Origin of the sequence: uncultured Lacinutrix sp. (genome assembly GCF_947500325.1) — a bacterium.
Lineage (GTDB): Bacteria > Bacteroidota > Bacteroidia > Flavobacteriales > Flavobacteriaceae > Lacinutrix.
The window spans coordinates 57046-69674 of the sequence record NZ_CANMRQ010000002.1; the positions used below are offsets into that span (position 1 = coordinate 57046).

General features: G+C 33.1%; 12 protein-coding genes. 3 read left to right on the forward strand and 9 right to left on the reverse strand.

Features of this window, described 5'->3' with window-relative positions; genetic code table 11:
- Positions 1-75 precede the first annotated feature (75 nt).
- The 8 genes from Q0997_RS03100 to Q0997_RS03135 form a co-directional block, all read right to left on the reverse strand.
- Positions 76-402: a hypothetical protein gene (locus tag Q0997_RS03100; RefSeq protein WP_299884355.1), complete on the reverse strand. Its 327-nt coding sequence runs from the start codon at positions 400-402 to the stop codon at positions 76-78.
- Between the two features lie 14 nt (positions 403-416).
- Positions 417-941: a relaxase/mobilization nuclease domain-containing protein gene (locus tag Q0997_RS03105; RefSeq protein ID WP_299884357.1), complete on the reverse strand. Its 525-nt coding sequence runs from the start codon at positions 939-941 to the stop codon at positions 417-419.
- Positions 938-1375: a hypothetical protein gene (locus Q0997_RS03110; RefSeq protein ID WP_299884358.1), complete on the reverse strand. Its 438-nt coding sequence runs from the start codon at positions 1373-1375 to the stop codon at positions 938-940. Before Q0997_RS03110 ends, Q0997_RS03105 begins: the two co-directional genes overlap by 4 nt.
- Complete coding sequence (locus Q0997_RS03115; protein WP_299884360.1) at positions 1362-2813, reverse strand: type IV secretory system conjugative DNA transfer family protein; 1452 nt, start codon at positions 2811-2813, stop codon at positions 1362-1364. The genes Q0997_RS03110 and Q0997_RS03115 overlap by 14 nt, the downstream gene beginning before the upstream one ends.
- Before the next feature lie 187 nt (positions 2814-3000).
- Positions 3001-3720, reverse strand: coding sequence for a hypothetical protein (locus Q0997_RS03120; protein ID WP_299884362.1), 720 nt, complete (start codon positions 3718-3720; stop codon positions 3001-3003).
- 4 nt (positions 3721-3724) lie between these two features.
- Positions 3725-4816, reverse strand: a complete 1092-nt coding sequence (locus Q0997_RS03125) for a hypothetical protein (protein WP_299884364.1) — start codon at positions 4814-4816, stop codon at positions 3725-3727.
- Between the two features lie 155 nt (positions 4817-4971).
- Positions 4972-5643, reverse strand: coding sequence for a response regulator (locus Q0997_RS03130; RefSeq protein WP_299884365.1), 672 nt, complete (start codon positions 5641-5643; stop codon positions 4972-4974).
- Positions 5634-7574, reverse strand: coding sequence for a tetratricopeptide repeat-containing sensor histidine kinase (locus tag Q0997_RS03135; RefSeq protein WP_299884367.1), 1941 nt, complete (start codon positions 7572-7574; stop codon positions 5634-5636). The genes Q0997_RS03130 and Q0997_RS03135 overlap by 10 nt, the downstream gene beginning before the upstream one ends.
- 752 nt (positions 7575-8326) lie before the next feature.
- Here Q0997_RS03135 and Q0997_RS03140 point away from each other — a divergent pair.
- Positions 8327-9481, forward strand: a complete 1155-nt coding sequence (locus Q0997_RS03140; protein ID WP_299884369.1) for a sigma 54-interacting transcriptional regulator — start codon at positions 8327-8329, stop codon at positions 9479-9481.
- A gap of 62 nt (positions 9482-9543) precedes the next feature.
- Here the strand turns inward: Q0997_RS03140 and Q0997_RS03145 are convergent, their stop codons facing one another.
- Positions 9544-9837 (reverse strand): hypothetical protein, encoded by a 294-nt coding sequence (locus Q0997_RS03145; protein WP_299884371.1) that lies wholly within the window; start codon positions 9835-9837, stop codon positions 9544-9546.
- Positions 9838-9927: 90 nt separating this feature from the next.
- Between Q0997_RS03145 and Q0997_RS03150 the strand changes: the two genes are divergently transcribed.
- Positions 9928-11217 (forward strand): hypothetical protein, encoded by a 1290-nt coding sequence (locus Q0997_RS03150; RefSeq protein WP_299884373.1) that lies wholly within the window; start codon positions 9928-9930, stop codon positions 11215-11217.
- 7 nt (positions 11218-11224) lie between these two features.
- Positions 11225-12625: a hypothetical protein gene (locus Q0997_RS03155; protein ID WP_299884375.1), complete on the forward strand. Its 1401-nt coding sequence runs from the start codon at positions 11225-11227 to the stop codon at positions 12623-12625.
- The last annotated feature ends 4 nt before the right edge of the window (positions 12626-12629 follow it).

The window sequence follows — 12629 nt, forward strand, 5'->3', positions numbered from 1 at the left end:
CTAATATTTGTAGTTGTGATGAAAAACTAATTTAGAAAAAAAGGAAGTCAAAACAATAATGTTTTAATAAATCTTTCACCTTGTTCTTTCACGTCCTTTAGACTTGTCTTTATTCTGCTGTTGATGCTCTCGTATGCTTTTAAGCATATTTAATCGCTTGTTTTGAGTGATATTTTTATCTAGTTCGCGTAATATATTTTGATCGTAGCCAAGTGTTTTAAAACGAAATTTACGCTTTAGTTTTACACCAACGATTTTATTATTTCGAGTGTAGAGTTCGATTCTCTCCGACTTTAATCGTTTATAAAAATCAGCTTCAGAAGTTGCTTTGGAATACACTTTTTCTAATGTAGAAATAAGCTCTTGTTTATTAGATACTGCACCACGAAGATGCATTTGCAATTCAGCATCTTTAGTTAAAATTTTTTTTTTGAAGGATTGTGATTAATGGCAGATTTCGAGAGTTCTGGAAAATGTTTTTCTTGAAACTGTTCCATAGGAAGCTTAACCTTGTTTTTAAAATCATCACGAGAAATACGAATCGACTTCCCTGTTTTATATTCCACTCCAGAAAGCAGTATATGAAGATGGACATGGTCTTTTTCTTTTTTATGAGCAGTAACTAGTGCTACTGATAAAGGCGAGCGTAGTTTTAAATATTCTCGTGCTATTTTTTTGAGCTTATCATTGGTTAGGTCTTTGGCATCATCCGAATGGAAAGACAGGATTTCCATATAGAGTTTTACATTGTTTTTTCTTGGATTTATTCGGTGCTGCTCATTAGCATAAAACTGTTTGGAAATCTCATTATTGGATAGATTCTTTCCTTTGATAAAACGAGTCAGCACAAAACTATCGTCCTGTTCAGCTTCACGTAAGACATAATCAACTACTGTTTTAAAGCTTTTGTTATGCTTATAGCTTTTGGACTTGATTATCATAAGGACTCCTGGATTACGGTTTCTAATGTCCCTATATGACTTTCTAACTGCTCAATTTTATCAGTATCAATATGCTCGTAATCCAAAAGTTCACGTAAATATTCACTGATTAAAAACAGTTGCTGTTCAATTAGGGCTGTATTAACTCTTGGCACTAAATCGGTGTGATTATATAAATGCGCAACAACCAAACCATGTATGTACTTTGAAATACTCTGTCCTTTTTCAAGTTTAGATTTAAGTACGGTTACATTCTGTTTGGAAAATGAGATTTGAAATATTGGAAAAGCTTTTCGTTTTCTCCGCTTCAAATCTGTGTTATAGGCGCGCCAATACTCCTTTTTTGCATTTATAATGGTGTCCTCAGAAGGCGTTATTCCATCAAAAAGCATATCTAAATAATCATGTATGGATGTAAAATTAATTGGTCTCATCGGCTATCACGTTTGGAAATAATTCTTCTAGTGGTAATAATTTAATAGCTGTAGAACCTATATGGTTAGCTTCATACGGAGGTAATTCTGAGAGCTCTCGTAAAGCTCTAACTTTAAAATAAGGCTTAACACGAGCAAAAATGGTACGCATTCCTGATACTAATATTAAAGCTCTATTTGTAGGAAGTGACATAATCTCATCGGCTGTTAAAACAGCACGAGATTTCAATCTGTCTTTGTCCTTTTTGTCTTCAAATTCATAACGTCCCAAAGTGCATTCGAGTGCCGTAGCGGTATTTAAATCTGCCGAGAGATATACTTTGGTTCGTAAGTTTGAAATAATGGCATCGGCTCGTTTACCATATTTTGCAGTAAGCTGTGCCTGTGCATTTTGGCAAACACACATAATGGCTCCTCGATACTTACGAATGTTAGATGCTATAATATCCAAAGAGCCAATAGATAAAATTGGTGTTTCATCTAAATGAAAATACACATCGTACATTTGTTTTGTCGGTAATTCTTCAAAAAAAGATTCGAAATATTGTGATAGGAAAATACTTGTGATTTTAGAATAGTATCTCATTTTTGCGGTACTGCTATGTAAATACAAAGCAGTAAGTTCATTTCTAATACTATCAAAATCGCCGATAGTATCTGAAGAAGTAATCTCAGCAATATTCTCATCCAATGCAAAAATTTGTATCGAAGCCTGAGCAGTCGATACAATACTGGAAAATGTGTTATCGGATTGTGAAGTAATAGAGGTGTATTTTACAAATAACTCTTCATCAGCGTACTTTGAAAACAAATGGTCTATCAAAATTTTATGTTTAACAGATTGCATAATATCCAATAAATGTGCAACATTTGTAAGGGTATGAAACTGCTTATCTTGAGTCTTTAAAATCGAAATAAGTACATACAACACTTCAATAGCTTTAGTATTCCAAAAAGAATCCGCATTATCTTCAGAGCCAATGGTCACTAAATTGGTTGCTAGTTGTGTGATTTGACTCTTGGTATTAGCTCTAAGCATCGGATTAAATCGAAGCGACGTTTTAGGTGAAGAAAAATCTAGCTGCAAAATGCGATAATCTTTTTCTGCTAATGCGCCACTGGTTTTTTCAAATAGTTCTTTAGAGGGGTCATGCAATATTTGACTACCATTTACTGTGAGTACACTTCTAAGAACAACACCAGCGGTCTTGAATGATCCTGTTTCTCCATTAACAAGTACACCTTGCATGGAGAGTTTGGGCGAAATAGATTTACCGTTTAAGTTAAAGCCCTTATTCCTGCGAGATAGAATTTTGCTAGCTCGCATATACTGACCTTTAAGCCGATGTTTATTAGGGTCTAAATAGGCGACTAAATCTTCTAAGCCATCAACTAATAGTTCAAAAGCATTTTCAAACAGTGAGTATGTATTTTTCATTTTTTAAGATTTTATAAGTTAAAAGCACATCATGTGCTGTCCATTATGGATTTAGATATAGTTTTGTAATACATTATTGAGCGCTGATAGAATGCTCTCAAGTAATCTTCCTATGATATACAAGGCATTTAAAAAGAGTTTCCAGAGGAGTTGAAAAACGCCTCTTAGAAACCTTACTAGTAGTGAATCATCCATTACGTCCAATTTTAATATGACGTCCTACAATGACTTTTCCTCCTCTGGATTCAATCATCGCTTTATAGAGTGTTACCATAGCTGTAAAGACAGGAGATTCTTCGATACTGGGTTTGTAGATAATGTGAAGTGTAACCCCTGAGAGGTTTTTAGGTAACTGAATATGAGAACGTAGTGCTTCTGTTGTGGCATCAATATCCTGTAATAACTTACGTTTAAAGCGAACATCATATACAGAAAATAGCGCACTATGCTCTTTTAAATCTGAAAATAATAGAATATCGTAAGGGCTATTCTTTTTAGAAGCTTCTTCAATCGCTCCCAGTACCACGCTAAAAATAGCCGAGCGTAGCAAAGGTTTTTGCTGAGTGTTGTAATAACGCAGAGAATCCCCAAACTGTTTAAAAAATAGGCGTCTTGATTTACGACGTTTATCTTCATTAGAGAGCCACCCAGTCTCAGCCTTATCAAGGTTAAAACTATATTTTGAAGCATATCGGGTATCTGAGATGTAACTCAGCGATATGCTTATCGCATCAGTAGCGTTAGTATCTCCTAGATAGGTTGTAATATCATCAGAAATTGGCGCGTAACTATGGGCTTCGCTTCTGTCAATAATGACAGAAAGGTTATGGTCTTTTGGCGAGTAGTCTTCGCATGCTAGTAAGCAAATAGATACTATAAGCGTAAAAAATAGAATATATCGTTTCATAATATTAGTGTTTAGAGGTGTTTTGATTGGTTTTGAAATAATTACTAAGAGGCTCTGGCTTTTCTAAAAAGGAATCTGGGCTGATGCCATCCTTTCGTCTTAAAAGATTTTCAGCCTTGAACTGAGCGACCGAAGAGCGATAATGGGAACTAATAAGGTTGGCATAATGCTCCCCCATATAGCGTAAGTTTTTTAAATCGATGAGTTTTTGGCTGCATTCCATAGGAATTGCATCTAAACGGTCATTGATTTCAGAGAGCTGTTGTTCTGCTTTTCGAATTTGGTCTTTGACGATTTTGTAGCGTTTAAAATCATTAACCGTTTTACGAAGTGGCTTGTAGATAAGTGCAATCAGTGTGCCTGCTAACCACATGACAAAATTTACCGCTACAAATATCCAAGGAGAGATGTCCTGAGATGTGCCATCATCAAAATCGGATAGGAACACTTTTCGAAGTGTAGCAAAGCCATAAAGCAAGAAAACCACCAGTGCGGTGACAGAGAGTCCAGCTAGCCATTGTTTCATTTTACTATCGAAATAAAAGACAATGTCTTTCATAGAATGTGAAATGAGAAATAGACTCACGGCTATACCTACAGATGCGCCTAATGCGGAAATGGCATTGGGCGTTAGAATCAGTAGGATTTTCCAATTAATAAGCGTTTCAGCACCACATAATCCCAGAAGAATTAGCTGCCATTTTCGCCATTTGGTAATACGATGGGTTAAATTCTGTGGCAAATGTTTAATCTCTTTAACTAGTACACGCTTATCTTCAATCAGTTCAGCTTTGTGCTTTACCAATTGCTCTTCTTCCTTAGCGTAGGTCTGTTTGATATGCGAGCCATTATCATTAATTACAGCAAGCGCCCCGATGATTTTAAGTACTTGTTCTAAAAAGGCTTCGAATAGTCCTTTAATCTTTGGAACGAACAGCATCGGCGAATCTTGTTTGTTGGGACGGCCTTGATTCGCCATATCTACGGCAAAGGATTCTACGGCTTTGCTTAGTATTGGAAGCTCTTTATCAAACAAGGCATCAGCCTTTGGATGATAGAAATTTACAGGTTGTAATTCTTTGTGTTTTGTTTTCATAAGAGTTAATTTTTTAAAATTCTCTTATGTATTAGCCAATATTTGACCAAAACAAAATCACTGAAAATGAGTGGTTTATGAAATCTAAGGTTTCATATATTGAAATCAAACCACAAAAAATGAAGCCTTTTGTGGTCTTTTTTATATTGAGCTTGTCAAGAAATAATGCCCATTTTGATTGCTTTGACCATTAATTGAGCGGTGGTTTTAGCCTCAAAACGTTCTTTTAATTTGCGGATGCGTTTTTCAACAGCAGATTTAGTGATTTGTATGCCTTTAGTTTCTAATTGTAATACAATATCATGGTGATTCCCTCCATTACTAAGGCCGTTTAAAATCACCTTATCTCTATAGTCTAAATCAAGTGTTGTTTCATAATATTGAAATTGCTTAGCTATAGAAGCGCTAATATAACTACCATTATTAATTACAATGTCTATTGCTGGTAATAGTTCGTTAAGACTGATGTCACTTTTTAAAATATAGCCATCAGCTCCTAAAACATTGATAACATAATCCAGCATTTCAATGCTATCAACTTTAGATAAAACAATAACCTTAGTTGGTAATTCTATTTTTCTAATGTAGCGTAATAAATCATCTCCAGAGAAAAATTCAGCATTGGTATTGGTTTTCTTTAGAATCAAATCCAGTAATATTAAATCAAAATGATGACTGCGAATTAGCTTTGCCGCCTTATCAGTTTCACTAGCTTGTTTAATAACAAACTCATAGTTATGATATGCTGTTAGCGTTTCAACAATACTATGGCTAGCAAGGTCATGGTCTTCTACTATTAATGTGTTGATTTTTCTTTTTACTTCCATAGCTTTGGTAATTTTACTATTAGGAGTGTTCCTTTGGAATCAGAATGATCAATTTCTAGAGTTCCATTCATATCAATAATCCGTTTTTTTATATTAAGCAGTCCAATCCCTTTATTGTTTGTATGATCTGTAAAACCAATCCCGTTATCTTGTATTTTGATAATAAGGCTGTTTGCATTTTGCCTGAATACCAAAAGTACTTCTGAAGCCTCGGCATGTTTTTGAATGTTAATTATGGCCTCGCGAATAATACTATAAATATTTACTTGGATGTGGGCAGGAATGTCTTGCCATAAAATATCATCTAATCCTGCATAATTAAGCTCAGTCTCCATTGCTAAACCCATTTTAATAAATAGGGCTTTGAGTTTTTTTGAAAAAGGAATAACAGAAAAATGCTGCAAACTAAGTTCTTGAGAGCGTGTTCGCATTTTGCCATAAGCGTCTTTGAATAAAGTAAGGACTATGTTCCATTTATTATCAAATGCCTCTGATTGTAGTTTTTCTGCTTTTTGTAATCCAACAACGATGTCACTGGCTATATCATCGTGTAAGTAAAGTGCTAATTGATCTTGTTCATCTGCACGTGCTTTAAGTTTTTCTATAATACTGAGTTGTTTTTCTGTTTTTTGCCGTTGTTTAAAATAAAGAAAGGTTAATCCAAAAGTTACAAGTAGTAGAAGACTAGTGGCTGCAAATAATAGTTTTTGATTTTTATGACTTTGATTCTCTAGAGTTAATTTAGCATTTTGTGTTTTCTGTAGATTCGTTCGGTATTTGATTTTAACCAGTTCATGCTTTAGAGTTCGTTCTGCTAAAATGAGACTGTCTTTTATTTTGATACGTTTTTTAAGAAAATGAGAATTATTAGAAAGCTGATATAAAAGATCAAGAGCCTTGAGTGTATTTTTTACATCGTTTATGGTTTTGGCATTTCTATAAGCTTTTGTTAAATATAGATTAGCGCTGTCCTTAATACCTCTTTTTAAATAATAGTCTGCGATGTGCAATTCACTGACCACTTGACCTCTAATACTTTTGCCTTTTGTTCTTAGCGCATATGCGCCATATAATTTATCAGCAGCCTGTAGTTTTTTATTTAGAAATTGAGTGTAACCTAAATTATCTAATGCCATAGCATAGATTAAGGGAGCCGTTTTTAATGTTTCAGGAGCAATGACTTTTTGAAATTGCTGAGTTGCCTTCTGATAATCACCCTGATTACGATAGACAATTCCTATATTATTCTCAAGAGTACGTGCTTGTTTGTCATTTGTGCTTAAAATGAGTGCTTTATCATACCAATACGACGCATCACTATATTGCCCTAGTTCATTAGAGATAATTCCTAAGTTATTATATAGAGATAAAAGATAACGTTTCCCTTTTTTAGTCTTAGGTGTTAAAAAATGTAATGCTTCCATTGCGGTTTTCTCACTACCATAATAATCACTGATTTGTGTTTGAATGATAGCCATATTAAGCAGATTAGCAGCTATATCTAGACTATCCTCTGTTTTTTTATAAATTAATTGGGCTTCATTAAAATGATAATATGCACTATCATAGACAAAGCTTTTTAAATAATAACTTCCTAATTTATAATGCCCTAAACCAATGTAGTTGCTATCCTTTAAAGCTTTGGCTTTATTATATAAATACTGACTTTCATCTTTAAAATCATGATAATTTTGCTTGCTATAATGGTAGTTCGAGAGTTTATGGGTTATGACAAACCAAAGCGAATCTGAATGTGAGGTTTTAGCTAATTGCTGTGCCTGTTTCAAATAGCTAAGACGTGAGGTATCCTTTTTGTTTTTGTAACGTTTTAGCAGTGTGGTAATTGAATCCTTTGCGAAAGGAAATGAATTCGAATCATTATAATGCTCAGACTCTCTACAAGCATAGCTTATAAATAATATTGAGAGCACTATTATGATTTTTTTGTTAAGCACACTTAAAATATATAACAATAAAATGGAACTATGATATAAAAACAATCCTGCTAATAAAAGCAGGATTGTCGTTATCAGGATACTGCAACTAGTCATCCTCATCTTCATCATCTGGTTCAGATGGAAGCTGACCTTGTTCCCCGCAGCAGTCATAAGTGACTATTTCTTTTGCGGGTTGTTCAGATGATAAGCTATCATCTGGATTGCAGGCAGTAACAAAATAAGTTACTAAAACGAGAAGCATAAACTTCGAGACTAAAAATCTCATAATTAGAAAATAAAAGTTTCACAATTACATTCCTTCCCGAATCCTAATTACACTACAATATTATAGTATATGGAAGTCTTGTAACTGAGGTAAACCTCAGTGCTATGTTTTCTAGGCCATTTATTTTTGACAATAGAAGGTTTTAAATAGTTTTTATATGAGAAATAAAATACTGATATCTTGGATTGCCTACACGCATGATTTCATTCTAGAGGGAGAGCGTAAAAATCAGGTAAACCCATCTGGTACTCATAGCGCATTATATAAAAGTAAAGCTATATTTCACTATGATACGCACCTATTGTTATGTGCTGCAAGTCAGAGTGATCGAGACCTGCGCTTTGAACGGTTATATACCTATCTTATAAAGACCTACAATAGAAATACGATTCCATTATATATGGATATCTCTGATATCATTAACATAAAAACAATTAAGGATGCTCTTGTTCCAATACTAATGGAGTATCGTAATGATCAGGTAGATATTTTTATCTCTTCTGGTACTGCTGCTATGCAAACGGCATGGTATCTATTAGCGATGCAGTTTAAAAATGTGCAATTATTTCAAATCAGACCGCCTAAGTTTCGTAAAAGTAATGCGCCTATTAAAATCCCTGTATCTGTAGAAGTCTCAGGAATCACTAGTGGTCTTGAAGTCATTGAACATAATGAAGTTAAAACCAAATCTAATACCAATACTATTATCACAGCTTCAATGACAAAACTATATCAGCAGGCTGATAAAATCGCACTGACAAATAATGTAACTACTGTTATTTTAGGACAAACAGGCACTGGTAAAGAGCTTATAGCTAAATACATTCACAAAAAATCGAAAAGAAGTAGCCATCGTTTTATAGCTATTAATTGTGCAGCTTTAGGAGATAACTTATTAGAAGGACGGCTTTTTGGACATCAAAAAGGAGCTTTTACAGGAGCCTTGACCTCTAGTATAGGTGCCTTTAGAGAAGCAGATGGCGGAACTATTTTTTTAGATGAGATAGGAGATATTTCATCTAAGATGCAACTAACACTTCTTAGGGTATTACAGGAGAGAATGGTAGCACCACTGGGTACATTTAAAACAGTAAAAATAGATGTTCGAGTGATTGTGGCAACCCACAAAAACCTTTGGGAAATGGTAAATAATGGTAGTTTTAGAGCTGATCTTTTTTATCGTTTGATGGTCGCAAATATTAATACGATTCCATTTTGTGCCTTAAAGGAAGAAGAGCGTATAGCTGTTTTTGATTTTTTTCTAAATAAGAAGCAACTTCTTTTTGAGCGTGAAAAACCATTAATACTATCAAAAGCCGCTAAAGCCAGTCTACTAGCTTATCCTTTTTCTGGAAATTTTAGAGAAGTTGAGTATTTAATCACTAGATGCTATATCTATTGTCATAAAAGCATAGAACTTGAGGATATCCCTTATAGAATTCGTCACCCTAAAGGTACAATTGCCTCACTCAGATTAGATGATTTAGAGAAGCATCATATTCGTAAAGTTTTAGATATGTTTTCTGGTAATCAAGAAAAAACCAGAAAAGCTTTGGGTATCTCGGCAGGAACAATGAGTAATAGAATGAAATCCTTTGGATGGAATTCTAGTTAAAAAAACTGACTCACATTATTTGTGAGTCAGATAGATGTTTTGTTGTCAATAGAAACGAATTATTACATATCCTTATAACGAGGATCTGGCTCAAATTCAATGGCTATTTTTCTAGCGTATTTAGAAATAATATCAGCAAAAACTTGAGCGCTATCATCAGTGAATTCATCTTTATAGATGGTTATAGACATTAGATATTTCTGATCATCTAAAGAGGGAAATTCTCTATGTACGATTTTTAACAGATCTAACTGTGATTCTATAGCTCTAAGAAAAGAAGCGTCCTTTAATTCAAGTATAAGATAAGTTGCTAAGCGATTGTTGATTGTTTCTAAAAAAGGTATTTGTAAATACATAATTATTATTTTTTAAGGTTCTATAAATAGAGTAGCATACCTGAGAATTTTGTCAAGCAAAATAATGCATGAACATATAAACTACTGAATATGATTGTTTTAAAAAACCCATTTAGTGCTATTAAAAGAGATTATTTAAATCTATTTGATGATTCTAAAACTGTAGAGAATAGAAAACTATTTGCAAGAAATATAGTGTCAACGATTGTTGAGGACATCTATTTTGGAAAGAAAGAGATTGTAAATTTTTATGATGGTGTTAATTCACGAAACGATAGACATGAAAAGACAAAGAAGCCTATATACAAAAATTCATTTAGAGGAAAGGTACTTTTTTTATGTGATAAAGGCTTTATTGATGAGGGTTTACGTTCGGAATACTTATTTATTAATAATGAAGCTGGACTCCATTCAGAGGCGCATACACGATTTAAATATGGAGAAAAGCGGTTACTACATGTTATAAAAGCTTTTGTAAATCAAATACTAGAGAGTCTATTGGATCGATTTGAAGAATCGAAAGATTATTTAATACCTATGCAAGTTATAGCAGCGCATGATTATCAATTCCATAAGCGTATCATTAATCGAATAGAAACGTTTTGGAATATAAGGCATAACGCATCTTGGTTTACAAAATACAAGACAACACTCTCTAATATATTAGTAATATTTCTAAGTCTTTTAGGGAGTTCTTACGGAGTAGCACTCTGTATAATAGGGATATACAATACTAGAAAGCTTGTTTTTAACCGACAATTAAAGCGGAGTAGAAACCTGCTTCACTATACATTTTTAGTAATCAACCTATTATGGATCGGTATTTATTTACATGCAAAATTAGATCAAGAAATAACCTATGGAAGCTTTGAACAGCATTCATTTGAAGATATAGAGGGCTCTTTAGCTTTAACCTACGTGCTGGATACATTGCTGCAAAAGGAAATAAATTTAGGATATCTTAAAAAGAATGAATCTGAGCAGATTGATATATATCATGCTTACAGAAATGTTGGAGCTGCAGAGCTAAAATTTGCCAAAGCGTCGCTTAAAATTCATCGAGAGTATGATCATATCTTATTCGAAAGCAAATTAAAATCTAGTGACGCCAGTTTTGATCTGTTAGACTCAGTTTATATTGATATAAAAGAACCTTACCATGTTCAGTTTATGGAAGGAGATATCACAAGTCCATATAAGCCTGATTGTAAAGGGTATGGGTATAATAAAATATTAGGCAAAAATTACTTTAAAGAGCTAAAAGGGCTTTGGGGTGAGATGGATATTGGCACTTACATTCCCCAATCAATAGATACATATCAAAACGGCTATTGCAGCTCAGGAGTTATTAGAGCTACCTTTAAAATAACCAAACTATAATTGTATTATGGAATTATTTCAAGACATAGAAGCAGCATATCTTTTGGTTGTTAATAATGAATACCCGCCTGATAAAAGAAGAGCCTCAGCTAATGATATTGCAAAAAAAATCATTCGATATGTTTTTAATAAAGCGGATAGAAAAGCGGATATGCTTGCTATTAATTCTAAACAAGGTGCTATAACAAAAACGAATGCTAATAAGTTACCGTATAAATTACATCCCTATGGGAAATTAGATTTTTTATGTGATTTTGAATACATACCATTAAAACTAAAACCAGCTATAGAATTAATATTATCAAGAGGTTTTGATGAAAAATCACCAGAAAAGTTAAACTCAAAACCAGAGCTTTCTTTTCTTTCTATTCACGAAATTCTTAATAATATCTTAGAATGGTTTTTAAATGAGGAACATCAAAATACATCCTATTTAGTAGCGGTTCATATCATTGCTGAGAATGATATTGAGTTTCAAAAATCAAAAGATGAATTGATAACTTCTTTTTGGAATGTAAAGAAAAATAAAAAAAGATGGATTGATAAGTATGCTACATTACTATTATATAGTGTCATTTTATTTCCACTATTTATTGGGTTATGTGTATTAATAGAGAACTATATATTATATCAATATGATATTTATTTTTTTGAAGAGGTCTTTTATATATTAGATATTGAAACTTTTGGGGTGTCCTATCTGTTTTTGATGACTATAATTAGTTTTATAGGGATACATAATACACATAAATATGTGCTAAGAAAACGAATAAAAGTATATAGGTATCTACTATTTTTTATTGGACTACTGCCAGTGATATATGGTCTTTTTACTCTAATTTTTAAAACTGAAATCTTTTTCCCAAATAGTGAAAACGAGCAATCAACAATATTTTTAGACCCTGACCCCAATAATAATGGCATGGGTTTTTTAGCTGTCTCATATAATTCGTGCAGTCAGCTAACGCCAGAATGTCTTAGGAAAAGAATTGACCTAGATAGTATTTCTACAAATGAAAAAACATTTAATTTATTTATGGAATTTAAATGGCTAGGAAAGGCTAAGCCAGATTCTCTTGCTATTCATTTAGATTATAATAGGTCTTATGATACTGATTTGAGAATTGGAGCAAGCTCTTATTACTTAAGGCCTCATAGAATTTTCGACACTGTTCGAATTATGGGCTTAAAACCTGATGAAACTCTAACTTATACTAGTAGTGGTATTACCTATGTAGATGATGGAGAGATATATCCCTATGATTCTATTTCAATAAAAGAATTATTTAGTAAATCTAAATATTACATTAAAATTCCTTGCAGCTCAAAACGATCTAAAAGTATGACTGAAAAAGTAGTATTGAATCTTCGTGTGAAAGTGGTTAAAAAACAAAAAACATCTAACTAAAGCT

Coding starts and splice junctions, on each gene's coding strand:
- Q0997_RS03105 (WP_299884357.1), bottom strand. CDS start 941: ATGATAATCAAGTCCAAAAGCTATAAGCATAACAAAAGCTTTAAAACA.
- Q0997_RS03120 (WP_299884362.1), bottom strand. CDS start 3,720: ATGAAACGATATATTCTATTTTTTACGCTTATAGTATCTATTTGCTTA.
- Q0997_RS03140 (WP_299884369.1), top strand. CDS start 8,327: ATGGAGTATCGTAATGATCAGGTAGATATTTTTATCTCTTCTGGTACT.
- Q0997_RS03110 (WP_299884358.1), bottom strand. CDS start 1,375: ATGAGACCAATTAATTTTACATCCATACATGATTATTTAGATATGCTT.
- Q0997_RS03125 (WP_299884364.1), bottom strand. CDS start 4,816: ATGAAAACAAAACACAAAGAATTACAACCTGTAAATTTCTATCATCCA.
- Q0997_RS03115 (WP_299884360.1), bottom strand. CDS start 2,813: ATGAAAAATACATACTCACTGTTTGAAAATGCTTTTGAACTATTAGTT.
- Q0997_RS03145 (WP_299884371.1), bottom strand. CDS start 9,837: ATGTATTTACAAATACCTTTTTTAGAAACAATCAACAATCGCTTAGCA.
- Q0997_RS03155 (WP_299884375.1), top strand. CDS start 11,225: ATGGAATTATTTCAAGACATAGAAGCAGCATATCTTTTGGTTGTTAAT.
- Q0997_RS03130 (WP_299884365.1), bottom strand. CDS start 5,643: ATGGAAGTAAAAAGAAAAATCAACACATTAATAGTAGAAGACCATGAC.
- Q0997_RS03150 (WP_299884373.1), top strand. CDS start 9,928: ATGATTGTTTTAAAAAACCCATTTAGTGCTATTAAAAGAGATTATTTA.